Below are 25,108 nucleotides of genomic sequence, written 5' to 3'. Positions count from 1 at the left end.
AGACAGTATGAAAGATTTTGACGATGCGCTGGAAAGACTTAGTGAAGCAGTAATAAACTTTTTCCCTGATTTATTAAAAGCTATTGCAATATTAATAATAGGGTTATTCGCCATTAAATTCTTCAGATGGTTTATGAAGCGTTTAATGCACCGTAAAAAAGACATGGATCCTACACTGATTAAATTCAGTATGGATATTTTAACCTGGGCTTTACGAGTACTTTTATTTGTAATGGTAGTAGGTGCTTTAGGTGTAGAAACTTCTGCATTTGTAGCTATACTGGGTGCCGCAGGTTTGGCAATAGGTTTATCGTTGCAAGGTTCGCTATCTAATTTTGCCGGTGGAGTACTTATTATACTGTTTAAACCTTTCCGTGTAGGAGATTATATTGAAGTACAGGGAGAAGGCGGAACTGTAGATGAAATACAAATACTTTACACTAAACTAATTACTCCCAGTAACCAAGTGGTATTTGTACCAAACGGAGCATTATCTAACGACACCATTAAAAACTACTCAAGAGAAACTACGCGAAGAGCTGAACTTATAATAGGTGTAGGTTATAATAGTGATATTAAAAAAACAAAAGAAATTTTAGCAAAGGTTATAGAAATGGATGAAGCCATTTTAAAAGAACCGGCACCAATTATCCGTGTAAAAGAACTTGCAGACAGTTCTGTAAACTTCCAGATTTTAGTATGGGCAACTAATGGTGATTACTGGCAAATGCTTTCTGATTTTAAAGAAAACAGTAAGATAGAACTTGATAAAGCAGGCATAGAAATACCCTTTCCTCAACGTGACATCCATGTAAGAAACCTTCCCGAAGGCACAATAAAAGATTAATATATCGTTTTCATTGGCACACTAATTGTTAAATATTAAGTAGTCTTTTATTAAAAAGAGTATTATTTATACTTTTGGACTCACCAAGAAAAACTATATATTCATGAAAATTAAAACATTATTAGCCGTTAGTACGGTATTTGTATCTTCGTTTGCGATAGCGCAACAAACTTACGTAAACAAAAACGGGAGTATGGATTACATGTATAGTAAAAAAGCTCCTAGCCAGCCGGCTCAGGGAACTCAGTACTATATTGAGAAATTTACTCCTGCTAAAATAGACGATTCAAAAGAGGTTGCTCTTGTAAGATATAATGCTTATAATGACGAAATGGAGCTGAAGATTAATGACGAGATAATGGTATTGGAACCTAAAGATGATATGGACATCAAGTTGGTTAACAATGCAGCGGAATATAAATTTGTAAAATACAAAAAAGAAGAAGGAGATGCTGCACAAGGATACTTAGTTGTTATCAGCAACAACCCTAACGTTACTATATACAAACAGGAACGTATATATTTACAACCGGAACAACATCCATCAGTTGGTTATCAAAAATATAAAGCTCCGAAATATAAAGAACTTAGTCCTATATACTATATCCAATTGAACAATGGTCCTATAGTTTATATGTCTGACAGAAGAAAAGATGTTTATAAACTTATACCGGGTAAAGAAAAAGAAATTAAAAGATTTATTAAGGATAACAGAATAAATGTTTCTGATGACGAAGAACTAAAAGAACTGGGTAACTACCTTAGCACACTTCTTTAAGAAACTTTCCTGTTAACAATAAAATCTTTTAAATAAAAAGGTTCAAAGTAAGCGACATCTACGGTGTCGCTTTTTTTGTGCTTATTATAGGACAAAGCACTCATTTCTCCTGCTGACGGATACAAAAGTTCAGGGCTATATATAAACTTATCGCTGTTTAATAGCTCCCTGCATTTCTCAGCGCCGTCACCTAACAAGTATATTGGCGACTCAATATCGTTAAAAGATTCTTCTGTTATTATTTCAGCTTTTGTATCTCTTACTTTTTTATGATTAGCATCAAAAACAGCACTGTATACTTCCATACGCCTTGCATCGAGCAGTGGTACAATAACACCATCTGTATCTGCCAAACTTAATTTGTTTGCTAAAGCCTCAAGAGTATCTATAGCTATAAGCGGGATATTTAGAGCATAACATAATCCCTTAGCTGCCGAAACACCTATACGAAGTCCCGTGTAAGAACCGGGTCCCATACTTACAGCAATTGCTGACAAATCTTTATACGTAATATTAGCTTCTTTTAATGCAGTTTCTATAAATACATGCAGTTTCTCTGCATGCGAATAGTTTTCGCCTGCATACTCGTGTAAAGCTACTGTTACACCATTTTCAGCTACAGCAACTGAGCAGTTTTTAGTTGCCGTTTCTAAGTTTAATATAAAAGACATTATTATCCTTCTTCTTCCCTTGCTTACTAAGGTTCTTATTTTACTTTAGCTTGTACTTTATCGTTAGGTGAAAGTTCTTTTGTTACTACATTATAAGGTCCTGTAATAACTTCTTCTCCCTTTTTAAGTCCTGATAATACTTCTATATTAGTATCATCTTGTATACCTGTGGTTATTGGTCGTAAAACAGCTTTATCACCTTCTTTTACAAAAACACACTCAAACCTTTCATCTGTAAGTTCGCCTTTTTGTTCTTTTTCCTGTTCTTCCATCTGTTTTATAACATCTCTCTTTGTAGCGGTAGTATCAGTTTTAATTACCACAGCACTAATAGGCACAGCAATTGTATTTTCTTTTCTTTCTGTTATAATATCAACTGTAGCGGTCATCCCTGGTCTGAATGGCGAATAATTGGAAGGTTTACCTTCTGTCATATCAGCATAAGACTCTTTAAGTATTCTAACCTTTACCGTAAAGTTAGTTACTTGGTCGGCAGTAAGGTCGCTACTTGCAGAGTTAGAAATACTGGTTACTTCTCCCTCAAACTTTCTTTTTAAGTAAGCATCAACCTCAATTTCTGCTTTGTCACCTATTTGTACCTTTACAATATCATTTTCATTTACTTCTACTTCTACCTCCATATTATTAAGGTTTGCCACCCTTAATATTTCAGTACCAGCCATTTGTTGTGTTCCCACTACTCTCTCGCCCAGTTCGGCATCAAGTTTAGATATTGTACCATCTACAGGAGAGTATATAGTAGTTCTGTTTAAGTTATCTCTTGCTTCTGTAACATTTGCACTTGCACTCTGTACATTAAAATATGCAGATTGTTTAGATGCTTGTGCTACTTCATAAGCAGAAACTATTTTATCCCACTCTGATTTAGATATTACTCCTTTTTCAAAAAGTGTTTTATTTCGGTCATAGTTTGCTTTAGCTTCTTTCAATTGCGCTTCCGCTTGTTGAAGTCCTGCCTTGGCTGTAGATAATGACGCTGCCGTACGGCTTACACCAGATTGATACAAATCGGGGTTAATACGTACTAATAAATCGCCTTTTTTAATAGCCTGCCCTTCTTTAATAGGAAGTTCTATAATTTCACCTGAAACTTCCGATGATATTTTAACTTCTACTTCAGGTTGTATCTTACCTGTAGCGGTAACAGTTTCTGTTAGGGTAATACTTTTTACTTTGGCAACTTCTACTTGTTTACCTTCATCATTACCTCCTATTGTTCCTGTAGACTTTAATGCTAAAACCAGGACAATTACAGCTACTACAACTCCTATTAAAATATATACTGTTTTTTTAGACATAGCTTTTTTATTATTGTTCTATAATTGGTATACCGAAATAAAATTCTAAAATTTTGACTCTAAACATAAAGTCATACTTAGTACGTAACACATCAGACTGTGCGTTTACGTGTAAGGTTTGTGCCTGATTAAAATCGAATACATTAATCAAACCTACTTCATAGCGTTCTCTGGCATATTCTAATGCTTCGGACCTTGCATCGGCAGCAGCTACGGCTGCATCATAAGCTTTTAAAGCTCCCATTGCATCAGTATATGCGGTGTATATGTTACGTTCTAAATCTAATTCTTGTTGCTCTAATGCCAGTTGCGAACGTTGTACCGCTACCTTGGCTCTTTCAACACTGTTTTTTACTGCGAAGCCGTTAAATATTGGCACTGTAAGCCTTAACCCGAATGAGTGACCTTTATTATCCCATACCTGATCGGCAAATGGTCTTGGCGGACTTACTACAGGGATAGGTTCGCCTGTAACGTCATCAAGTTCGTAATTAACATTGTCATTATAACTAACAGAAGTATTTAAGCTATAAAAACCTGAAAGTGTAGGTTGGTAGCTTGCTCTGGCTATCTGCACATCTTTATATGCTACTTCAAGATTTGCTCTTGCCAGTTTTATTACTGTTTGCTCATCTTTTGCTTTTTCATATATAGCATCAGGAGTTTGTACAAGCACTCCGCTTTCTTCCTGCTCTAAATCTTCATCTGCAATTTCAAAGGTTTTAAAATCTTCCAACTGCATTAATTGCGCAAGGTTTAACTTAGCAAGTAGTAACTGGTTTTCAGCATCTACTATACGTTGTTTATCTGCAGCTACAGTAGCTTGTATATCCAGTAAATCACCTCTTGGTATAACACCGCCTTCTAAAAGTTGTTCAGAGCGATCCATTTGCTCTTCATCAACTTTAAGCTGCTCTTGCTGTACCTTTAGATTTTCTCTGTTAAACAGTATTTGCAGGTATGCATTGGCTACATTAAGCGCAACATCTTCCTGCATTTTGGTAATATTATATTTATCTGCAACAATTGCCAGTCTGGCTCTTTGAAAAGTTCGTATGTTTGAAAGTCCTTTGTAAATATCTACACCTGTGCTTATACCACCATTAGAGTATTGTGATGTAGTATTTTGTGCAGAGTTGGTCACAGGGTTAATGGTAAGACCTATATTCCAAGAATGGGTAGCACTAAAGTTGGCATTAGGCAGAAAATTACCAAAAGCATCACTTTTAGCTATTTCTGAAGTTTGAAGATCCAGCTCACTTTGCCTTATTGATATATTTTTTTCTATAGCATATGCCACACACTCCCTTAAAGTCCATTTCTTTTCCTGAGCCTGTGTAATATTGGTAGATAAAGTAAGTATAATGAGTATTACTGCCGCTAATTTGCTTTTCATAATAGTTAGCTGGTTTTTACAAAGGTATTTAAATTATCTAAAGTAAATGTTTATTCTTATGAATTAGACAACCAGCAACCCATTTTGTTACAGCCTGTTTTTAATTTAGAATGATTTTTAGTCCTTTGCAGTTTCGGTATTCGATTTTTTAGTCCTTAACCTGTAAACAGCATAACCCACAAGTGCCACTAACAGGTAAGGAAATATCATTAAGTAAACAATTCCGTCATTCACAGCTTCTGCCTGTCCGCTACCTTCACTGCTCTCTAAGGCAGCACGACACATAGCACACTGCGCTTGCAGTGGTTGTGCAGCTACAAGTAAAAGAGCAAATAAATATAATACACTATTCTTTCTCATTTTTTATACTTTTTAATGAGCGTAATAAGGTGATATCATTAAATACACCACAACACCTGTTACAGCAACATATAACCATAAAGGGAATGCAATACGCGCTATTTTCCTGTGCCTTTCATATGATTTTGATATTGCTCTTACATACGTTATTAGCACAAATGGTATAATTATTATAGATAGTAATATATGCGTTATAAGAATGAAAAAGTATACATATTTAACCATACCTTCTCCTCCAAATTTAGTAGAGTCCGAAGTCATGTGATATGCTACATACATTGCCAAGAAGACTACCGAAAGGCATATCGCAAACTTCATAAGGTTTTCATGTAACTTTTGCTTCCCGTTTTTTATAGCCCAAACAGCTGTTATCAACACAATAGCCGTAAGACCGTTTATAGTAGCATATATTGGCGGTAAAAATGAAAGTGGTTTTACATCATACCCTAATTCTCTCAGATTAACCCCAAATAAAACTGCTACCACTACAGGTATAACTATGGATAGTATAACTATCCATTTATTATATTTCTTCTCGGCTTCGCGCCCTGTTATTGTATTCTCCATCTATTCTTCTAATAACTTTTTGATATCTTCCTTTATTGCTTCTACACCTTCATCTTCTAACCCGTCATAATATAAAATAGGGTTACCATATTCATCTTTACGGCAACGTATCTTCCCTTCTTTATCTATTAAAGCAAATAAGCCAGAATGTTCAAATCCTCCGGCAGCTTCTTTATTTTCTCCTGCATACAGGTTAAAGCCTTTTTCTGCTAAGTTGAAAATATAATCCTGATCTCCGGTAAGAAAATGCCAGTTATAATGCTTAACCCCTAAATGCTCGGCATGTTCTTTTAAAACCTGCGGTGTATCATATTTTGGGTTAATAGTAATAGAAGCAATACCAAACTCAGGGTTACCGTAAAACTCTTTTTGAAGTTTTAGCATGTTTTGGTTCATTTTAGGACAAATTGTTGGGCAAGTAGAGAAAAAGAATTCTACTACATAAACTTTCCCTAAATAATCTTCATCGGTAATTGTTTTACCGTTTTGGTCTGTAAGTTCAAAAGAAGGAACCGGACCTATTTCTACTAAATCTGACTTTTGAAATTTAGCTACAATTTTCGGTACTGCCCATATCCCGAAAATCAGGATTATGAATGATATGCCTATATATGATTTGTTCTTCATGAGTATTAAATTTCTCTCTTCTGGTTCTTTTTTAATGCAAGGCGATATTCACGAAGTAATATTTTAACATCATCAGTCATTTCATTACTAAGTTCAGAAGCTGAAAAGGCATTATAAGCATCTTTATATTCATCTTCGCCTTTCTTGTTTTCTCCTTTTCTGCCTCTCAGGTTTCTGTCTTTATCAACAATAAAAACGTAATTAGTTCCAAAATCAGCATCAAGTGATTCTTTCACCTTCATAGCATTAAAAAAGGCTTCAATATCTTCGGTGCTTAAAAACACAAATCGCCACTTGTTTAGGTTACCCATAATAGAAATATCTTCTATCAGTTTAGTAATCTCCTCCTGATTACCTTCAGGCACTACCATAACCATTTGAAAATCCTCAAACTCTGCATAACGGTCGTACACTTTTTGGTTAAGGTTAAAAATAGTTTCTTTTTTCTTTACGGCATCTTCACCTAAAAAGCCAAGAACTGTTATTTTATCTTTTAAATAAACTTCCTTCCCGTCAAGCGTTTCGCCTTTTGGTAAAGGTTTTATACCTTCTACCACTACAGGTAAAAACAAAGAATTATGCTTGGCAAGCGAGAAATAAAAGTATAGAAACAGAGGTAATACCAACAGTACTATTAGAACGATTTTACGTTTCATAATTACAAAGAAATTTCAGATACAAAAATAAAAAAAGGCGGTTTAAAAACCGCCTTTTTTATAATTAATGTGTTAACCTAGAATATCCATTTATATGGAGAATCGTTAAACACCTCATATACATAATTACCCTCCATAAGTAAGATGAACACTAAATAGATAATTAAGAATACCATTGGCGCAACTATTGACCATCGGAAGCTTGATTTCTCACCTTCCAAGTGCATAAATGCCCACATAATATAATATGCTTTTACTACAGTAAGGATTATAAATATCCAGTTTAATAAGTTCAGTTTAAAAAGATCTGTCTTAAACAGAGCATCCGGTTTATATATACCCAGCGCAACCTCTACTATGGTTATTACCGAAAGTATACCGAAAACTGTCCATATTCTTTTTACGTTAGACTCGTGCGAATGTGCCATGCCTTTTACTTTTTAATTTTGTTATAATTAAACCAGGTAGAAGAATGTAAATACAAATACCCATACAAGGTCTACAAAGTGCCAGTATAAACCAACTTTCTCAACCATTTCGTAGCTTTTTCTTTTCTCATACGTTCCTAATATAACGTTGAAGAAAATAATAATATTTAAAACTACTCCTGAGAATACGTGGAAACCGTGGAAACCTGTAATAAAGAAGAAAAAGTCTGCAAATAATTTATGCCCGTACTCGTTTCTTTCAAGGTTTGCTCCTCTTACTACTAATTTTGCATTTTGTAGTTTTTCAAGCGATTCTTCACGAGAAAGTATTGTTTTCTGTTTATCTTCATTTATCCATTCTGTTCTTATTAAAACATCAGGATTAGCTTTAAAACCTTCCACCACCTCTTCTACAGTATGGTCTCCTAATCTATCAGAACTCTCAAACCAAATACCATTACTTTCGGTATGGTTAACTCTTTCTGTAGGTATGCTTAAAGCAAAATCATCAATATTAACTCTTTCACCCTCTTTATCTACAAACTGAAGAAGTGCACCACCTGTAGTCTCTATAGCTCCGTACTCACCTTTAATGAAAGTTTTCCACTCCCAAGCTTGAGAACCAAGGAACACTAAACCTCCTAAAATAGTTAGCAGCATGTAAATAGCTACTTTTGTTTTCTTTAACTGATGACCTGCATCAACTGCAAGTACCATAGTAACTGATGAGAAAATAAGTATAAAGGTCATCAATGCTACATAGTACATAGGAGCATCAACTCCGTGTAAAAATGGGAAGTGGGTAAATACCTCATCGGCAATTGGCCACGTATCCATAAATTTGAAACGTGAAAAACCGTATGATGCTAAGAATCCTGAAAATGTAAGCGCATCTGATAAGATAAAGAACCACATCATCATCTTACCATAACTGGCTCCCATTGGCTCATTACCGCCGCCCCATGTCTTTTCTGTAGTAGCTGTTGTAGTAGTAACTGTCGCTGCCATATAGTGTTAAGTGTTAAAAAGTTTTCAAATTTACATTTTTTTTCATTAATAGAAATAGAAAAACAGAAACAAGTAAACCCATAAAATATCGAGAAAATGCCAGAACATTGCACCTAACTCTATTCCAAGGGTTTGAGAAGAATTATATTTTTGTTTAAAATGATTATAAATTACAACTAATAATACAATAAGCCCGGCAAACAAGTGCGCTAAGTGTACCACGGCTACTATATAAAGAAAAGAAGTAGTAACAGTACTTTCAGCCCCTGTAAAATAATAACCCTCGGCAATTACCTGAGAGAAACCGTAAAACTGAGTAGCTACAAATGTTAAACCTAATGCAAGGGTTACCATAAGCATAGTAGTAGACAAACCTCTGTTATCATTTTTAATTGCTTTTTTAGCTAAATGAAAGGTTATACTACTTAGCACAATAACAACTGTACTTATTGTAAAAGCTGTAGGTAAAACAAAATTATTTATCCAGTCAGGTCGCGAAGCACTTACTACATAAGCACTGGTAAGCCCCGCAAACATCATAAACATACTTACCATACCGAACCAAAGCAGCATTTTGTACGATTTACCTTTTCTTTCGTTATGTTCTTTTATTGACATTTCCATATCTTATCCAATAAATTTATCTATCACATATATTACCTGAAGCAATGAAATATAAGAAACACTTACAAGCATAAGTTTTCTTGCTGCAGGAGCATCCATTTTTTTGTATAGCTTAACAGCATATACCAACATCCATAAACCTAACAGCAACACTAATACCGCAAACGGCAAACTTAAATGTAACCTGCCTGTAAAGCCTGTAGCAGGAATTAACGATGCTAAAATTAACCACACTGTATACAGTATAGTTTGTAATGCTGTTTTTTTATCTCTCTTTTTGGTAGGTAACATAAAGAAACCTGCCTTTTTATAATCATCATACAAAAACCAGCCTATAGCCCAAAAGTGCGGGAATTGCCAAAAGAACTGTACCAGAAAAAGTGTTCCGGCTTCAATACCAAAATCGTTTGTGGCAGCAACCCAGCCTAACATAAAAGGTATAGCTCCCGGAAATGCACCCACAAATACCGAAAGTGGTGTAATTCTTTTTAACGGAGTATAAATACTGGTATATAAAAATATAGATATTGCCCCAAACATTGCTGTTTTAGGGTTTATGCTATATAATATTGCAATACCTGCTATAGTTAGAGCACAACCAAGAAAGAAAGCGCTTTTTACGGATACTTTACCTGATGGTATAGGACGGTTTTTAGTCCTGTCCATTAAAGCATCAAGATCCTTCTCTATAATTTGGTTAAAAACGTTTGAAGCACCAACCATACAATACCCTCCTATAGTTAGTAAAATAAAGGTAACCCAACTAAATGGATGTTCCTCTGAAAAACCAAGAAGATACCCCGCCGCAGATGAAAAAACAACGCTTATAGCAAGCCTGGCTTTGGTAATTAAGGTAAAATCGACAAAAAGCGATTTTAAAGAAACCTTATTTTCTGTAGCGTTCAATGTAATTTTCATAGAATTTAAAAACTGGCGCAAAGATACTCCAAAAATTATATTTCTTCAACCGCAATAGTCTTAAAAGTCAGAATTAAAAAATTTCTGCTTTTTTACGCAACCTTTTTAACCTAGATACATCTACCTAATAAAAGCGTTTGATTTAACAACTTATTCAAGCCCTATGAAAAAGAAAAGTTGGGAATAATTGCTATGTGTAGAAAGAAAATCCTTCCGGTTTGGAAGGATTTTTTATTTTTCAGATGGTTCTAATACCTTTAATAATCGTCACCATTAACCTCTCCGTCAATTATTTTTTTAGCAGATGAAGTTCCCAGTCGTTTTACCCCAAGTGCTATCATTTGTAAAGCATCTTCATAACTCCTTATACCTCCGGCAGCTTTTACAGGTAACGGGAATGAGTTTTCCAGCATTAATTTAATTGCATATACTGTAGCGCCGTTAGGTCTGCCATCATCTGTTTTATAAAAACCCGTTGATGACTTTACAAAAACATCGCTATAATTTTTCTCATCAAAATTAGAAAGCACTACATTTTTTATTAAAGTAGTTATTCGCACTACTTCCTGCTCTGTAAGGGCAGCTACCTCAATAATCCATTTTACTACTTTGTTATTTTGTAAACATAGTTCGGTACAGGCAAGTACTTCCGCTTTTACTTTTGCAGTATCTCCCTGTTTAAAAGCTGTGTAATTGATTACAAAGTCCAGTTCATCAGCACCGTCATTAATTGCCTGCTGTGCTTCTTTCAGCTTATCTTCTAATGTACTTGTACCTTCAGGAAAGTCTATAACAGTACCTACCTTAACCAAAGCTCCTGAAGCTGACATCATATTTTTAGCTAGGCTAATCATATCAGGACGTATCATTACAGCCTTAAAAGATTCTGCAATAGCTTCATTAACCAAAGTTTTTACAACGGCTGTATTTTCCTGTTCTGATAAACCTGACTGTTCAGTAGTTTTTAAATATGTAGCGTCTATATACTGCCTTAAATCCATACTTTATATAAAAAATAATCCCTCCAATAAAAACCGGAGGGATTGATTATTTGATTTTTTTGTCTCTGTGCAAAAGCCAAAGCACTAAAACGGCTACAAGACCACCCAAAGTATTAAAAACAACATCCAAAAAATCTGACTGTCTCTTTCCGTTGGTAAATAAGCCTTGTAAAACTTCAATAAAAGTACCGTAAATAACAGCTGCCAGTAATGCGTTTACTCTTGCTTTTTTAGGATTAATCCTAAATTTAGTTTTTAAGTAAGTCGCCCACAATAGTGTAAAAACAAAATAGAACGCAAAGTGACCGTACTTATCTTTATAGGGAATTTTAAAATTGTTTACACTCCCCAGTTTTTCCATGCTAACCAAACAGAGAACTGTTATTAAAACTGTCCATGTTATAGCTGCCCAGAAATAAATGTTACGCACCTATCAGCTCTTTATACTGTTCGCTGTTTAACAATTCTTCAACTTCTGCCGGGTTAGATATTTTTACTTTTACCATCCACCCTTCTCCATAAGGATCGCTATTCACGTTTTCAGGAGCAGATTCAAGTTCTTCATTAAACTCTATTATCTCACCACTTAAAGGAAGGAATAAGTCTGATACGGTTTTAACAGCTTCTACTGTCCCGAAAACCTCATCCTTATCTAAAGTCTGGTCAAGAGTTTCAACTTCTACATATACAATATCTCCAAGTTCTTTTTGGGCAAAGTCTGTAATTCCCACAGTTGCGGTATCTCCCTCAATTTTAACCCACTCGTGGTCTTTTGTGTACTTTAATTCTGCTGGTATATTCATTTGTTGTTTGTTTTTACAAATGTATGCTTTAAAGCATAATTACAAAATGGTTTTTTTCAATTAATTTCCAAAGTTATATCTCAGTGTAAACCCTGCACGTATATTAGTTATAGGGTATGATGTAGATATAACCGCTTTAGAGAATGAGTGGTCGTAATAGAAAATAGCTGTTAAGTTTTTACTGAATGAATAATCCGCTGTAAACTTAACTGACCATATATTCTGCCCTCCTCCAAGTTGGTTATTATCATAATCCAGATAACGTACTATAGTTTCATTCTTTCTTAAAGAGAAATCTGCTTTAAGGTTAATATCACTCTTTATAGTGTTAGTAGGATTATCGGCAAGACTGGAATTTATAACTACATCTTTAATACGATAACCTAAACCTACAATATACTCATTACCTCTAACCTCCGTTAAAAGGTTATTATCAAAACTCATGTTTAATGTTCTGTCTTTTCTAACCTCTGCCAATACCTTAATTGAGTTTTTCATTTCAAAGTCAATTCTGATAAGCGGGTTAAATTGTTCCGCAAGGTTAATGTTTGATATAATGTTTTTAGGATAGAAGTTCCCATTACCTCCATTATCCTGCCCATCAGGATTTTCATCATATTCAAAATTAGAACGGTACGAGTTAATGTTGTAAGACGCTCTGTAACCATGCTGTAAGGAGAACCTTCTGAATCTTTCTTTAAAGAATTTATATCGCATTAAACCGGTATATTTTACAACCCAGTTTGGTAATGGAATATCTCTAAACGGACTTGTTGAAACTTTAGAAGCATCCTGTCCTGAATATGCTGCCAGGAATGCCGGCAATAATACTCTTTGACTGTTCTTACCGAAGCCTACAGGGTAACCTTCATTCGCTTCCGCAAAGTCACCTGTTGGTGCACCCGGGTCTCCATATCTTGGTATGTTGCCACCATTATAATACTGTTCTGCCAGTCTGTTTGCTATAGTTAATCTATTTTCACGCATTTGGTCAAACGCATCCGAACCGTCTACATTACTCTTATCAAACGCCGTTTTTATAAGTATTGTTGAGATTTGGAAATTACCCGCAGTATATGGCGAGCGTGGCATATATTCTCCATCTTCTACATCAAACTGTTCTGAGAAATTTTCAGAAGTTGATTTATCTGCTGTTAAATCAATTTTAAAGTCAGGGAATAAATCAACCGAAGCAGTTATGTTTAATAATTCTGTTTGTACCTGAGTAAAGTTCTGGTTATACTGAGGGTAAGTAGTTAAATAGCCATTTCTTGCCGCTTCATATCGTATATCCTCATCCTGGCTACCTACAATAAATCCAAGTGACGGTTTTGTAGTACCTAAGAAACCTATACTAGGTAAAAAGCCCGGTAGTACTGTACCATTCGTCTCTGTATAATTAACCTGAATGTTTTTAACGCTGGTTACTACCCCTATTAAGCCATTAAGGAAAACGTTTCCATCTTCATTCGCCTTTTGATTAGAGGTTATTTTTTGCCCCGGTCTTGGCGGACCTTGTGGCGCAGCATTTTTAGCCTTTTTCTTTTTAGGACCTAATCCTATATACTTATAGAACATATCCATATTAAATGCTGCATTCAGCTTATGCGAATTAGAGTTTTGTATTGTATTACCTAATTGATAAGTCACTAAATTACCTTCTTCTAAAACTTCTATTTGAGATAATGCATCTGATGAACGTTGCCAGTTATATGTACCTGTATAGCTGTAAGTAGATTTTATAAAGCTAAGCGCAGGTATTTTATTTATAGGTAAATCATAATTAAATACAAACTGTTGTGTGTGGGTATTTGGTTCACCTGTGTTCCAGAAGTCATGCCATACATCATACCTTTCAATTGGTATATTGTTCTCATCAAGGTAATTTCTTACAATATTACTTGTTGCAACAGTATAATTAAATTTAAGTGACTTTGTAATATTATAATTAAACCCGTACTGATAGTTAAAAAAGTAATTCCTCCTGTATAACGGACTAATAGGAATACCTTCTACATCAACATTTCTATATTGCTGCCTGTTATATTGCCTTATAATATTAGAGCTGAAAGAAATGTTAGAAGGCAAATAATTAAAATTAAAATCTCTCAACATTTTCCAGTAATCACTTTTCTTCATAAAACCTGTATTCTTAAATGGTTCTACAGGTTTACTTTCAAAAGAATAAGTATAATCTGCCCCTACTCGTACTTGTTTATCTATCAGGTCTTCAATTTCATAATCATGATGATTTGTTTGATTATAAGAGTAAGACAGGGTAATATTTTCAGGGTCATAAACATGTTTTTTCTGTTCGGGAGAACGTTCTTTTTTCACCCCTATAAAGTTTATACTCTTACGTTTGGTATAATCTATAGCTCTGTTTCTTAGATTATCTTTTTCAGCCTCACTATCCGTCTCGCCAATTAACTGCTCCAAACGTATATCCTGCTGGAATGGATCATATTCAGGCGTAATAATCTCTTCTCCTACTCCATAGTTAAACGGAAGGTTAATACCCCATTTTTTAGGAAGCAGTTTACCAAGGTTTACATTAGTAACAATATCATATTGTTTAATATCTTCCCTGCTTCTTTCATTAGGGCTTTGCTCTACCGAACCAAAACCTATGGTACTAACGCGCCCTGTAGCAGATAGTGTTGCAAAATCCGCAAAGTTACTGTCCATACTTGCCACAGCAGCCATACCTCCCTCGTTATCCATATCACTAAGGCGTAGCTCATTAAACCAAACTTCACCTCTGATGTTTTCAGCACCAATCTCACCCGGCATATAAGCATTTTTTACCCCGAGCATTAAAGTCCTTACATAACCAAAATTAGGGTTACCCTTTATACCTATACGTATTCTGTTATCAGGGTCAGCGCCTGGGCTCAGTTCATTTAAAGGAACATATATAATACCCAGTTCATCTTCCGGAGGAGCTACATTATTTAAAACATCTATTTTAAGTTTTGTAAGCGCGTCAAGTGGTAATAGTATTTCATTTTCAGAAGGCCATACCTGCTCTGCAGTTCTTGCATTTTGTTCAGAAACCTTCAGTTTAATTTCTACCTGATAGAAGTTATCTACAAAGTCATTACCAAACCTTAAAAATGCTTTCATCTCATCATCAAGTAGCGGGTTGGTATCTGTAGGTAGTGCTTCAGCATGTAAAAACATTCTCAGTTTTTTATACTGGCGCATATCAACATTTACATTTTTAAATACTGCACGTGCATCATTTGGTTCTAAACCTCCGTCAAGAGCACCATCTGCAGAATATACTCGTAAAGATAATGACTGTTCGTTCTGGTTAATTACAGCATTATTATTATACAACTGCTCCCTTTGTACGCCCGGTGGCGAAACATATGGTATAGGAGAACGGTCTCCGTTTTCCTGAATGTTAAGTGCTACAACATCAAAACCTGTATTATCAAGCTGGTTTTGCTCGTTTGTTTCCTGTGGGTCTAATGAGTTTGTATATCTTCTCCACTGACCGCGAACAAGGTCTAATGCTCCAAAACGAAGTGTGATATCTCTTCTGAAACCTGTTAAGAAGATTCTCATAAAGCGGATTGAACGGATACTGTTTATCCCCCCTACTTCTTCTCTGTCAGGACCTTCAATAGGAATTTTATATAATAACCATCTACCATTCGCATTATCACCATTGGCAAGTTCAACATTTGTAAATGGTCTTTCATCTACTACATACCCCTGACCAACTACAGCATTCGGACCTATTGGCACCTGATACCTGTAATATGCATCAATGGTATTCATAGTATTATCTCTGTTCACATCTTCTATATCCGGTAAAGTTGTATTACCTCTGTTATTGTCTCCTACATCAACCGGCGAGTTACCATCAACACCATTATAATTTTTATAACGATTTAATACATCTCCTGTAGCATTAAGATAGAATTGATAATTATCCGCAGAGGGGTCAGCAGGGTCAAAACCTGGAAATTTAATAGCTTCTTCTTCATCAGTAAGGCCATCAAAACCTACATCCTGAACACTTCTGTTAGCAGCATCAGTATCAAATGCATAAATTAAAGACTGCGACACAGGAACATCTCCCCACACTGTACTAAATATAGGCTGATTACCTCCCGCTTCAGGCAATCCGTTTTCATATTGCTTTCTGTTATCTTTTAATATATCTTCCGAAATTTCACCTAAGTTAATCTCAAGTACACCTGTGTTATCAGCATCAACCGAACCTGGGTTTCCTTCGTATGGGTCTAACATCCAAAACTGGATATACTCAACATTGGTTTGCTCAAAGTTTGTTGAGTTAATACCACGCATAATACCCGCCCAGTTTGTCTCTGCTTCAGCTTCTGTAAAAGTATTATCAGCTTGTGCAAGTGGGTTAAAGTTATACGGTCCACGCTCTTGAGGATAGTAACTAAGGTCTAACGTATTAACTACTGTACTTTGCCCGGGCACAACATCTGTTTGCGGATAAAGTTCATCATAATATATACGTCTTGTTCTGTTAGTAGACAGGTCATTTGGGCTAACACCACTTGGTCTTTGACTGGAATAGAATATAGGGTCTATACTGTACCATGCCAGTTTTGCTCTTTTATAACCTGATGATAAATCGTTATTTGGCACTTGATTATCATCAAAAATAGTTACAGGAACACTGGAAAGTGTCCAACCCTGAGCCGAACGCATATCAATATTGGTTTGAGAACCTTCAAAGTCATCTACATAAGTAGTAGCCTCTCCGTTAAATTGATCGGCTTTAGAAGCACCCGGTTTTAAATAGGCTATTTCCCCTCTGAATGATACATTGGAAGGAACATCTGTATCTAAGTTTGGAAGTTTATTTACCATACGGGTAAAGAATGGAACTTCTGTTGAGTAGATTGTATTTAAACCAAAAATGGTGTTATTTACTGATTCCTGACCATAATTCGTTTTTTGAGTATACGGTCTTTCGGACATATTTAATAATGTGGCACCTACTAAGAACTTATCACTAAACTTGTGTTCTACGTTAACCCCTGCAAAACGTCTTGTTTGCTGCCCGAATACGGAGTTGTTTTCTACAGAAACTTCAATAGGTGTATTAGAGGCTTGTAATGACGGATCCAATATTTGTACGCGTCCTAACTGATAGTTAACGGTATAATCCTGACCTTCAACAAGCGTACGACCTCCTGCTGTTACTACTACAGAACCTTGCGGAACGTTAAAAGCTCCCAGAGAGATACCATCTCCTCCTGAGGATTTGAATCGACCTCGTAACTGGAATTTATTTTTCTGGCTGTCCTGTTGTGCTTCTGCTGATGTAGATTTATAAAGACTCCTGTACACATAACGCTTTTGGTTTGCATTAAAGGTGTTTTCATCTTCATCATCATGATAGTTTTCGGTTGGATCGTCAGTTGAAAGTTTGTCAAATAACGATGCACCAAAAGGTTCCACACTTGTAAATATTACATAGCCATATTGCTGATTTACCGTAAGCCCCGGCACAAAGTCGAAGAAACCATCTCCTCCCGGTTGCGGGTCATTAGTATAATTAAGCCTGTCTAAATCAAACACTCTTAATAAGGGAGTATCTGCGACACCTTCGGGTAATGGCGGAGGGGTTGGGTCTGCAGGTGTTGGCGGAGCCTGTGTAATATAATTTAAAGGTGAAGGATCTGTATATAATATATTAAACCTGAAATCCTCCTGAGAAAGTTGGTATGCACCCGGTATTTGATAAATGTTTTTCATCATTAAGTCCCATACCGGTTCTTCCACATTTATCAAGTTACTTTTCAGCATCTTTAACATCAAACTCTGGTTTGATACTGCTGACTGGTCTTGCTGACCCGAAACATCTTCAGTTACTACTGTAGCATCTACACCATCTGTACCAAATTCACCTACCTGGTAAACATTTTCACCAATAGTATACTGGTATGCTACTGCTAAAACTTCATCATTATTAAGCCTTTGGTTAAGCGATATATAACCTAATTGTGCATGGTATGTATATTCACCGGCTGTTAATTTACGGGCATTTTCTAATTTTGAATAATCGCTACCTTCATTAGCGTTAACATTTAAAAAGCTTGAATTGGAAATAGTAACCATCTCTCTAACCGATGGGGCTAACCAACCTGTTGTCCCTATTGTATTAGGGTCGAGTTTGTTATTTTCGTTATCCGGCGGAGTGTTTGCAGGCACATTAAAGAAAGCTGAACCTGAATCGGCAAAACCTACTGCTTCATCTGTAAAATCTTCCTGTGTATTTCCCTGCACAGTAAACCTCGTCATAGGAGATTCACCTAAATCCTGTAATGCTATAATGTTACGGGAGTTATTTTCCTGTGCGTTTATCCTGTTTTGCCTGTTGGTTACCCAAACTTCTATACGTGTAATTTGTACACGAGTGTCTATATAAGGATAGTTTCTTAATACAAAATCATATTGATTACGGAAGTATTGCGAAAGGAAAAAGTGCCTGTTCTCATCGTATTCAAGTGCAAAAATTTCAAAATCCTGAACTGTGCCGCCACCTTCGGCAGTAACTGTTTTGGTTTGCGATTTTTGTTCGGAGAAAATACCTGTTACTGTGGTTTTACCAAACTGTAATTGCATTTTAACACCAAAAAGGCTTTGCGCCCCTCGTACTAAAGAATTGGATAATGGGAAACTAACATTACCTACTTCTATTTTTTGTATTATATCATCCTCGGTAGGAGTATATTCTAATTTTATAAGGTTTTGGAAAGCAAAGGTAGACTCTGTATCATAATTCGCTGTTACATTTAATCTGGTTCCTACCTTACCTTGTAAGCTCATACTAATACGTTGGTCAAAATCAAAAGTAAAAGTACGCCTGTTTCTTGGTGATAAGGAAGGGTTATCCTGCTTGGTAAACCGAACCCCCAAATCCATCTCTACCGAACCTGTTGGTTTAATATCTATAGTGTTTCCGCCAAATATAGTTTCGAAAAATTTAGAGTTTACATAGTAACGCGGTAGTAAGTTACGATTCTCTTCTTCACTACCTTTTCCGTCTACAGCTCTGGACTTTTCCTGATAGTATTCACGCATTGATTCGCGTAATACTAATTCTTCATACTGTTCAGGTGTAAGTATTAAAGGATAAGTAACATTAAAGCCTTCAAACTTTTCGGTATATACATAACGATTGGTAACAGGGTTATAAGTATAGGCATCAACTATACTCCTTGGGTTACCAATCTCTACTTTACCTTTATTATAGCCTTTTATGGTATCCCTTGCCGCTTCTTCCGCCTCCTCATCTTCGTCTATCTGCGCCTGTAAAGCTATACTAAAAAATAAAAATACTATTGAAAGAGTATATTTCAGATAACTATAAGATTCTTTAGAGTATTTAGTCTTCAAGGATTATAAATTTTTTAATGCTTGTTTTATAATAGTCTCCACATTGGCATCAGGTGTTTCCTTAACAATTTTATCTATAGCTTTTTCAGCTAATTTTTTGTTAAAGCCAAGCACCTCCAAGGCAGATAACGCTTCATCTTTGTTTGTATTGTAATCTGAAACAGAAACTTCTTCTATATCATACAGTTTTAACACTTTGTCCTTTAAATCCAGTATTACACGCTGTGCCGTTTTAGCCCCTATTCCTTTTACCGACTGTATAGTAGCAACGTCTCCGGAGCCAACAGCATTAATAACTTGTTTAGGGTTTAAAGAGGAAAGCATTGTTCTTGCCGTACCTGCACCAACACCCGATACGGATATAAGTAATTTAAAAAGTTCTTTTTCCGATTTTTCCATAAAACCGAAAAGGGTATGAGCATCTTCTTTTATCAGTAAATGTGTAAACAACTTAACATTCTCTGATTGGGGTAAAAGCGAATAGGTGTGTAGTGAAATATTAACCTGATACCCCACGCCATTACAATCTATTACTACCTCTGTTGGCAGTTTCTCTACCATCCTTCCCTGAAGATGTGCTATCATACCTGATTTTTAAAGTTTTCCAAAAATAATAAAATTCTTTAACCCTGCACCTTTATCGTTGTAGCTTAGCTGTTTTATTCCTTTTTTCTTTCTCTTGGGCATCTACAACTGCTACTGCTGCCATGTTTACCATCTCCTCTACACTTGCCCCAAGCTGGAACAGGTGAACAGGTTTATCCAACCCTAACATTATAGGTCCTATAGACACTATTTTGTTAAGTTCTTTAAGTAATTTATATGTAATATTGGCTGATTCTAAATTAGGAAATATTAAAGTATTAACTTTTTTACCTGCTAATTTAGAGAACGGAAACTGCTTTTTAAGCATTTCAGGATTTAAAGCAAAGTCTGACTGTACCTCTCCATCAACAATTAAATCAGGATGATTTTTATGCAGTATAGCTACTGCTTCTCTTACTTTATTAGCACTTGGTGATGAAGCTGAACCAAAGTTAGAGAACGATATCATGGCTAAAACCGGTTCTATACCAAACATTCTTACTGTTTTTGCAGTCATTAAAGCAATTTTTGCTAAATCTTCTGCATTAGGGTCCGGGTTTATAGCAGTATCCGAAAGAAAAATAGGACCTCTTTTGGTAAGCATCATATTTGTAGTTGCTATTTTAGTAACCCCCTGTGCTTTACCAATAAGCTGCATTACAGGTTTCACTACCGAAGGGTAACTTCTGGAGTAGCCTGTAACCATAGCATCAGCTTCGCCTTCATTAACCATCATTGCTGCAAAATAGTTACGCTCACGCATCCATTTTTGTGCCTCAAACTCGGTTATACCTTTACGTTGTCTTGCCTGCCAAAACACTTTTGCATATCGGTCTCTTCGCCCTTTTTCTTCGTCTGTTTTGGGATCTATAATAGTAAGTTCATCATCAAACTCAATTTCTTTCTTTAGTTCTTCAATAATTTCTTTACTACCTAACAAAATAGGAATACCTATTTTTTCTTCGTGTACTATTTGCGCTGCTTTAAGCACATCTAAATGGTCTGCTTCAGCAAACACTATACGCTTAGGGTTTGTTTTGGCACGGTTTGTAAGTAGTCGTACCATTTTATTGTCATTTCCTAAACGTTCTAAAAGTTCCTCCGCATACTTATCCCAATCAGTTATAGGGCTTTTTGCCACACCACTGTCCATAGCTGCTTTTGCTACCGCCGGCGCTACCACTGCTATAAGTCTGGGGTCAAAAGGTTTAGGAATTATATAATCTCTGCCAAAGTTAAGTTTGGTTTCGCCATACGCTATATTTACCTGTTCCGGCACCGGTTCTTTTGCCAGTTGTGCAAGAGCTACTACAGCAGCCATCTTCATTTCTTCGTTAATAGTAGTTGCACGAACATCCAACGCTCCTCTGAATATATACGGGAAACCCAATACATTATTAACCTGATTAGGGTTATCTGAACGACCTGTCGCCATAATCACATCTTCACGTGTTGATATAGCTAACTCATAGTCAATTTCCGGAGTTGGATTTGCCATTGCAAAAACAATAGGATCATTATTCATGCTCAGCAACATTTCAGGAGTAAGTACATTACCTACTGAAAGCCCTAAAAACACATCCGCTCCTTTTATTGCTTCAGCTAATGGTATTGCTTCAGTATCTTTTGCATACTTACGTTGTGTTACAGAAAGGTCTTCTCTATCCTGAACCAACATACCATCTTTATCAAACATGGTTACATTTTCAGGCTTCACTCCTATAAGCATATATAGGTTAGCACACGCTAAAGCTGCTGACCCTGCTCCTGAAACAACAACTTTTATATTTTCTATATTCTTTTCAGCAAGCTCTATGGCGTTTAATAGTGCTGCTGCCGATATTATTGCTGTACCGTGCTGGTCATCGTGCATTACCGGTATATTCAATTCTTCTACCAGTCTGCGTTCAATTTCAAATGACTCAGGTGCTTTAATATCTTCAAGGTTGATACCCCCGAAAGTAGGTGCTATCTTTTTTACCGTTTCTACAAAAGCATCTACATCTTTCGTATCTACTTCTATATCGAAAACATCAATATCTGCAAATATTTTAAACAGTAATCCTTTCCCTTCCATTACCGGCTTAGATGCCTCTGGTCCTATATCTCCCAGACCCAGTACTGCTGTACCATTAGTAATTACAGCTACAAGGTTACCTTTTGTAGTATATTTATAAACATTATTTACATCTTTTGCTATTTCAAGGCATGGCTCTGCCACCCCCGGTGAGTAAGCTAAAGATAAATCACGCTGTGTAGCGTATTTTTTGGTTGGAACAACTTGTATTTTCCCCGGATTTGGCTTTGCATGATATAACAATGCCTCCCTGCGCTTACTGTAGTGATTCATTTATAATAGACTTTTTGAAACGACTTACAAAGGTAAACCTATGTATGAAATGAAGAAATTTTTAACGCTCAATATTTTACACAAACTTTATTTCTTTACATTTAAAATTTTTAAGCTTTATTAAAATCATTGTTATGGAAAATCATTATAAAATTGTAAATAAATCTTATAGGGTTGGAGAATTGATTTCTACATCTAAAAATATAGATATCAAAAGAAAGTATCGTTTTAAAGAGTTAACCCATTTGTTTAATTTAATTTATAACGTATCTCTAAAGCATGATATAGCTGTACACAAAATCATAGAGCTAATTCACACTCAAAACCTCACTAGTATTAAAGTTAATGAGCATATTTCAAATTCAATTATAGAAATCAAAAACGAAATTGAAAGAACTAAGTTTAATATTAGAAGAGAGTTTAGATATTTTAATGATTTCATACTAGACAAAGTAAGAAAAGATACTTTCAAAGAAAATGGAAATAGATTACCTGATAGATTCGAGTCACATTTTTTCTTTAAAACAATAGATGATTGTATAAAATATTTAACCAGATTAAAGAGCATGGATCATAGAAAAAAATCTTGGTTATATTTCAAAATATTTCATATAGTTGAAGTAGTATTCATAGATCAAAAAAATCAGCATATTGGTGATAATAATTTATTAACTTATTTTTCTAACACCTACACTTCAACTGATTTCTATAATCAAGCAAGGGACTATCTTTTTTCTAAAAACTCACTTTCTCCTTTAAAAGAAATTGTATTTCAAGGGAAGTATAAAGTAATAAACAAGACTAAGGTCTTATTATTTCAAAAATTCTATATTTCGTTTAAGCCCTTCAAACTTGGTTCTTTTTACTGCTGATTTTTTAAATACAGCCCGAAAAGTGTCTTCTGTTATTTCCTCCCAATCTTTCTTAGTCATAGTAAGTAAATCAGGGTGTGGGTTAAAAAGCGGTTCATTATGTGGTTTAGAGAAGCGGTTCCAAGGGCAAATATCTTGGCATACATCACAACCGAACATCCAGTCATCAAACTTACCCTTCATTTCCATAGGCAAATTATCTTTTAGCTCTATAGTGAAATAAGATATGCATTTACTGCCATCTACAACATAAGGTTCTACTATTGCTTGAGTAGGGCAAGCATCTATACAAGCTGTACAACTCCCACAATGATCGGTAACGGGAGTATCGTACTCCAGTTCAATATCCACTATAAGTTCTGCTATAAAGAAAAAAGAACCTACCTGCTTACTCAGCAAATTACTGTTTTTACCTATCCAGCCCAGTCCGCTTTTAGCTGCCCATGCTTTATCAAGCACCGGTGCCGAATCTACAAAAGCCCTTCCTCCTACTTCGCCTATATTTTCTTGTATGCTATGTAGTAAGTCTTTTAGCTTTGACTTAATTACAAAGTGGTAATCCTGTCCGTAGGCATATTTTGAAATTTTATAGGATTCGGTGTTTTGTGTTTCATTTGGGTAGTAATTAAGCAATAACGAAATAACACTTTTAGCACCGTCTACAAGTAAAGTCGGGTCAAGGCGTTTATCGAAATGATTTTCCATATACTGCATTTGCCCATTTCTGTTTTCATTAAGCCATTGTTCCAAACGGGGTGCTTCATCTTCTAAAAAACCTGCTTTTGATATGCCACATGACAAAAAGCCGAGGCGCTTAGCTTCGGCTTTTATAAAGTCAGTATACTGTTGTCTGTTAGTCAACATCAAACAAACCTCCTTGGTTACGTGTTTGTATTCTTCCTAAATGTTTATAGGCTTTATCGGTCACCTCTCTACCGCGTGGGGTACGAATAATAAACCCTTCCTGAATTAAAAACGGTTCATATACTTCTTCTATAGTTTCACCACTTTCGGAAACGGCTGTTGCCAGTGTAGAAAGCCCTACAGGACCACCTTTAAACTTATCAATAATAGTAGTAAGTATTCTATTATCCATCTCGTCCAAGCCATGTGCATCTACATGTAAGGCTTTAAGCGAATACTTAGCTATCTCTATATCTATTTTACCATTACCTTTTATCTGAGCGAAATCGCGTACCCTACGCAATAAAGCATTGGCAATACGCGGTGTACCTCTACTCCTTCCGGCTATTTCAATAGCGGCTTCCATAGTAATAGGCATTTTTAATATAGCTGAACTACGTTGTACAATAGTGGTAAGTAGCTCTGTAGTGTAATATTGTAATCGGCTTGATATACCAAATCGGGCACGCATAGGTGCTGTTAAAAGCCCTGAGCGGGTAGTTGCCCCAATAAGTGTAAACGGACTTAGATTTATTTGTACTGTTCTCGCATTAGGTCCCGATTCAATCATTATATCAATCCTGAAGTCTTCCATAGCAGAGTATAAATATTCTTCTACTATTGGGCTAAGGCGGTGTATCTCATCAATGAATAAAATATCCCTATCATCTAAATTTGTTAATAAACCCGCTAAGTCACCGGGTTTATCTAACACAGGACCCGAAGTAATTTTAATACCTACTTCAAGTTCGTTAGCCAAAATATTTGCCAAAGTGGTTTTTCCCAAACCAGGAGGACCGTGAAACAGCGTATGGTCTAATGCCTCTCCTCGTAAGTTTGCTGCCTGAACAAATATTTTTAAATTTTCCAATACTTGATCCTGACCTGTAAAATCGTCAAAAGAAAGTGGTCTTAACTTCTTTTCAAGGTCAAGTTCTTCTGCATTATAATTAGCGTTTGTAGGATCTAAGTTTTCATTCATTGGGCAAATATACTCCAA

Annotated in this window: 22 protein-coding genes; 3 read left to right on the top strand and 19 right to left on the bottom strand. The window is 35.7% G+C overall.

Features of this window, described 5'->3' with window-relative positions:
* The first annotated feature begins 7 nt into the window (after positions 1 to 7).
* Both IEW45_RS03905 and IEW45_RS03900 read left to right on the top strand, forming a co-directional pair.
* On the top strand, positions 8 to 847 hold the full coding sequence (locus IEW45_RS03905; RefSeq protein WP_188619925.1) for a mechanosensitive ion channel family protein: 840 nt from the start codon (positions 8 to 10) through the stop codon (positions 845 to 847).
* A 103-nt stretch (positions 848 to 950) separates the two neighbouring features.
* On the top strand, positions 951 to 1,625 hold the full coding sequence (locus IEW45_RS03900) for a hypothetical protein (protein ID WP_188619924.1): 675 nt from the start codon (positions 951 to 953) through the stop codon (positions 1,623 to 1,625).
* On the opposite strand, the gene tsaB is transcribed toward IEW45_RS03900, so the two are convergent.
* From tsaB to IEW45_RS03815, 17 genes are all read right to left on the bottom strand, one after another.
* Entirely contained in the window at positions 1,622 to 2,296 is a 675-nt protein-coding gene (gene tsaB, locus IEW45_RS03895; protein WP_188619923.1) for a tRNA (adenosine(37)-N6)-threonylcarbamoyltransferase complex dimerization subunit type 1 TsaB, read from the bottom strand. The two genes, IEW45_RS03900 and tsaB, sit on opposite strands and share 4 nt — an antisense overlap.
* Positions 2,297 to 2,331: 35 nt before the next feature.
* Positions 2,332 to 3,615: an efflux RND transporter periplasmic adaptor subunit gene (locus tag IEW45_RS03890; RefSeq protein ID WP_188619922.1), complete on the bottom strand. Its 1,284-nt coding sequence runs from the start codon at positions 3,613 to 3,615 to the stop codon at positions 2,332 to 2,334.
* Between the two features lie 10 nt (positions 3,616 to 3,625).
* Positions 3,626 to 5,011, bottom strand: coding sequence for a TolC family protein (locus IEW45_RS03885; protein WP_188619921.1), 1,386 nt, complete (start codon positions 5,009 to 5,011; stop codon positions 3,626 to 3,628).
* Positions 5,012 to 5,128: 117 nt separating this feature from the next.
* The gene (locus IEW45_RS03880; RefSeq protein WP_188619920.1) at positions 5,129 to 5,371 is read right to left on the bottom strand and encodes a CAMCR motif-containing small membrane protein; all 243 of its coding nucleotides are present in this window, start codon (positions 5,369 to 5,371) and stop codon (positions 5,129 to 5,131) included.
* Positions 5,372 to 5,383: 12 nt separating this feature from the next.
* Positions 5,384 to 5,938, bottom strand: a complete 555-nt coding sequence (locus tag IEW45_RS03875) for a DUF420 domain-containing protein (protein ID WP_188619919.1) — start codon at positions 5,936 to 5,938, stop codon at positions 5,384 to 5,386.
* Positions 5,939 to 6,565 (bottom strand): SCO family protein, encoded by a 627-nt coding sequence (locus tag IEW45_RS03870; RefSeq protein WP_188619918.1) that lies wholly within the window; start codon positions 6,563 to 6,565, stop codon positions 5,939 to 5,941.
* A gap of 5 nt (positions 6,566 to 6,570) precedes the next feature.
* Positions 6,571 to 7,221, bottom strand: coding sequence for a hypothetical protein (locus tag IEW45_RS03865; protein WP_188619917.1), 651 nt, complete (start codon positions 7,219 to 7,221; stop codon positions 6,571 to 6,573).
* Positions 7,222 to 7,298: 77 nt separating this feature from the next.
* Positions 7,299 to 7,649, bottom strand: a complete 351-nt coding sequence (locus IEW45_RS03860) for a cytochrome C oxidase subunit IV family protein (protein WP_188619916.1) — start codon at positions 7,647 to 7,649, stop codon at positions 7,299 to 7,301.
* 27 nt (positions 7,650 to 7,676) lie between these two features.
* Positions 7,677 to 8,657 carry a cytochrome c oxidase subunit 3 gene (locus IEW45_RS03855; protein ID WP_188619915.1) on the bottom strand — a complete coding sequence of 327 codons (981 nt, stop codon included), beginning with the start codon at positions 8,655 to 8,657 and terminating at the stop codon, positions 7,677 to 7,679.
* A 45-nt stretch (positions 8,658 to 8,702) separates the two neighbouring features.
* The gene (locus IEW45_RS03850; protein WP_188619914.1) at positions 8,703 to 9,281 is read right to left on the bottom strand and encodes a cytochrome c oxidase subunit 3; all 579 of its coding nucleotides are present in this window, start codon (positions 9,279 to 9,281) and stop codon (positions 8,703 to 8,705) included.
* Positions 9,282 to 9,284: 3 nt separating this feature from the next.
* Positions 9,285 to 10,187: a heme o synthase gene (cyoE, locus tag IEW45_RS03845; protein ID WP_188620273.1), complete on the bottom strand. Its 903-nt coding sequence runs from the start codon at positions 10,185 to 10,187 to the stop codon at positions 9,285 to 9,287.
* A gap of 269 nt (positions 10,188 to 10,456) precedes the next feature.
* Positions 10,457 to 11,200, bottom strand: a complete 744-nt coding sequence (deoC, locus tag IEW45_RS03840; protein WP_188619913.1) for a deoxyribose-phosphate aldolase — start codon at positions 11,198 to 11,200, stop codon at positions 10,457 to 10,459.
* 46 nt (positions 11,201 to 11,246) lie between these two features.
* Positions 11,247 to 11,630, bottom strand: a complete 384-nt coding sequence (locus IEW45_RS03835) for a VanZ family protein (RefSeq protein WP_188619912.1) — start codon at positions 11,628 to 11,630, stop codon at positions 11,247 to 11,249.
* Positions 11,623 to 12,003, bottom strand: coding sequence for a glycine cleavage system protein GcvH (gene gcvH / locus IEW45_RS03830; protein WP_188619911.1), 381 nt, complete (start codon positions 12,001 to 12,003; stop codon positions 11,623 to 11,625). The genes IEW45_RS03835 and gcvH overlap by 8 nt, the downstream gene beginning before the upstream one ends.
* Before the next feature lie 60 nt (positions 12,004 to 12,063).
* The gene (gene sov / locus IEW45_RS03825) at positions 12,064 to 19,398 is read right to left on the bottom strand and encodes a T9SS outer membrane translocon Sov/SprA (RefSeq protein ID WP_188619910.1); all 7,335 of its coding nucleotides are present in this window, start codon (positions 19,396 to 19,398) and stop codon (positions 12,064 to 12,066) included.
* Between the two features lie 3 nt (positions 19,399 to 19,401).
* A complete protein-coding gene (ruvA, locus tag IEW45_RS03820) occupies positions 19,402 to 19,983 on the bottom strand; it encodes a Holliday junction branch migration protein RuvA (protein ID WP_188619909.1) in 582 nt (193 codons plus the stop codon).
* Positions 19,984 to 20,035: 52 nt separating this feature from the next.
* Positions 20,036 to 22,333, bottom strand: coding sequence for an NADP-dependent malic enzyme (locus tag IEW45_RS03815; protein WP_188619908.1), 2,298 nt, complete (start codon positions 22,331 to 22,333; stop codon positions 20,036 to 20,038).
* Positions 22,334 to 22,467: 134 nt separating this feature from the next.
* Between IEW45_RS03815 and IEW45_RS03810 the strand changes: the two genes are divergently transcribed.
* Positions 22,468 to 23,205: a hypothetical protein gene (locus IEW45_RS03810; protein WP_188619907.1), complete on the top strand. Its 738-nt coding sequence runs from the start codon at positions 22,468 to 22,470 to the stop codon at positions 23,203 to 23,205.
* Here IEW45_RS03810 and queG read toward each other — a convergent pair.
* Positions 23,146 to 24,069: a tRNA epoxyqueuosine(34) reductase QueG gene (gene queG, locus IEW45_RS03805; protein WP_188619906.1), complete on the bottom strand. Its 924-nt coding sequence runs from the start codon at positions 24,067 to 24,069 to the stop codon at positions 23,146 to 23,148. The two genes, IEW45_RS03810 and queG, sit on opposite strands and share 60 nt — an antisense overlap.
* Positions 24,059 to 25,090 carry a Holliday junction branch migration DNA helicase RuvB gene (gene ruvB, locus IEW45_RS03800; RefSeq protein WP_188619905.1) on the bottom strand — a complete coding sequence of 344 codons (1,032 nt, stop codon included), beginning with the start codon at positions 25,088 to 25,090 and terminating at the stop codon, positions 24,059 to 24,061. The genes queG and ruvB overlap by 11 nt, the downstream gene beginning before the upstream one ends.
* Positions 25,091 to 25,108: the final 18 nt, after the last annotated feature.

Origin of the sequence: Flavobacterium suaedae (genome assembly GCF_014642915.1) — a bacterium.
GTDB classification, from domain to species: Bacteria; Bacteroidota; Bacteroidia; order Flavobacteriales; family Flavobacteriaceae; genus Flavobacterium; species Flavobacterium suaedae.
The sequence above is the reverse complement of the archived record's forward strand: the minus strand, read 5'-3'. Positions and strand labels throughout refer to the sequence as shown.

Bases quoted from the DNA above. Each gene is read 5' to 3' on its own strand.
- IEW45_RS03905 (WP_188619925.1), top strand. From the start codon at position 8: ATGAAAGATTTTGACGATGCGCTGGAAAGACTTAGTGAAGCAGTAATA.
- IEW45_RS03900 (WP_188619924.1), top strand. From the start codon at position 951: ATGAAAATTAAAACATTATTAGCCGTTAGTACGGTATTTGTATCTTCG.
- tsaB (WP_188619923.1), bottom strand. From the start codon at position 2,296: ATGTCTTTTATATTAAACTTAGAAACGGCAACTAAAAACTGCTCAGTT.
- IEW45_RS03890 (WP_188619922.1), bottom strand. From the start codon at position 3,615: ATGTCTAAAAAAACAGTATATATTTTAATAGGAGTTGTAGTAGCTGTA.
- IEW45_RS03885 (WP_188619921.1), bottom strand. From the start codon at position 5,011: ATGAAAAGCAAATTAGCGGCAGTAATACTCATTATACTTACTTTATCT.
- IEW45_RS03880 (WP_188619920.1), bottom strand. From the start codon at position 5,371: ATGAGAAAGAATAGTGTATTATATTTATTTGCTCTTTTACTTGTAGCT.
- IEW45_RS03875 (WP_188619919.1), bottom strand. From the start codon at position 5,938: ATGGAGAATACAATAACAGGGCGCGAAGCCGAGAAGAAATATAATAAA.
- IEW45_RS03870 (WP_188619918.1), bottom strand. From the start codon at position 6,565: ATGAAGAACAAATCATATATAGGCATATCATTCATAATCCTGATTTTC.
- IEW45_RS03865 (WP_188619917.1), bottom strand. From the start codon at position 7,221: ATGAAACGTAAAATCGTTCTAATAGTACTGTTGGTATTACCTCTGTTT.
- IEW45_RS03860 (WP_188619916.1), bottom strand. From the start codon at position 7,649: ATGGCACATTCGCACGAGTCTAACGTAAAAAGAATATGGACAGTTTTC.
- IEW45_RS03855 (WP_188619915.1), bottom strand. From the start codon at position 8,657: ATGGCAGCGACAGTTACTACTACAACAGCTACTACAGAAAAGACATGG.
- IEW45_RS03850 (WP_188619914.1), bottom strand. From the start codon at position 9,281: ATGGAAATGTCAATAAAAGAACATAACGAAAGAAAAGGTAAATCGTAC.
- deoC (WP_188619913.1), bottom strand. From the start codon at position 11,200: ATGGATTTAAGGCAGTATATAGACGCTACATATTTAAAAACTACTGAA.
- gcvH (WP_188619911.1), bottom strand. From the start codon at position 12,003: ATGAATATACCAGCAGAATTAAAGTACACAAAAGACCACGAGTGGGTT.
- ruvA (WP_188619909.1), bottom strand. From the start codon at position 19,983: ATGATAGCACATCTTCAGGGAAGGATGGTAGAGAAACTGCCAACAGAG.
- IEW45_RS03815 (WP_188619908.1), bottom strand. From the start codon at position 22,333: ATGAATCACTACAGTAAGCGCAGGGAGGCATTGTTATATCATGCAAAG.
- IEW45_RS03810 (WP_188619907.1), top strand. From the start codon at position 22,468: ATGGAAAATCATTATAAAATTGTAAATAAATCTTATAGGGTTGGAGAA.
- queG (WP_188619906.1), bottom strand. From the start codon at position 24,069: ATGTTGACTAACAGACAACAGTATACTGACTTTATAAAAGCCGAAGCT.
- ruvB (WP_188619905.1), bottom strand. From the start codon at position 25,090: ATGAATGAAAACTTAGATCCTACAAACGCTAATTATAATGCAGAAGAA.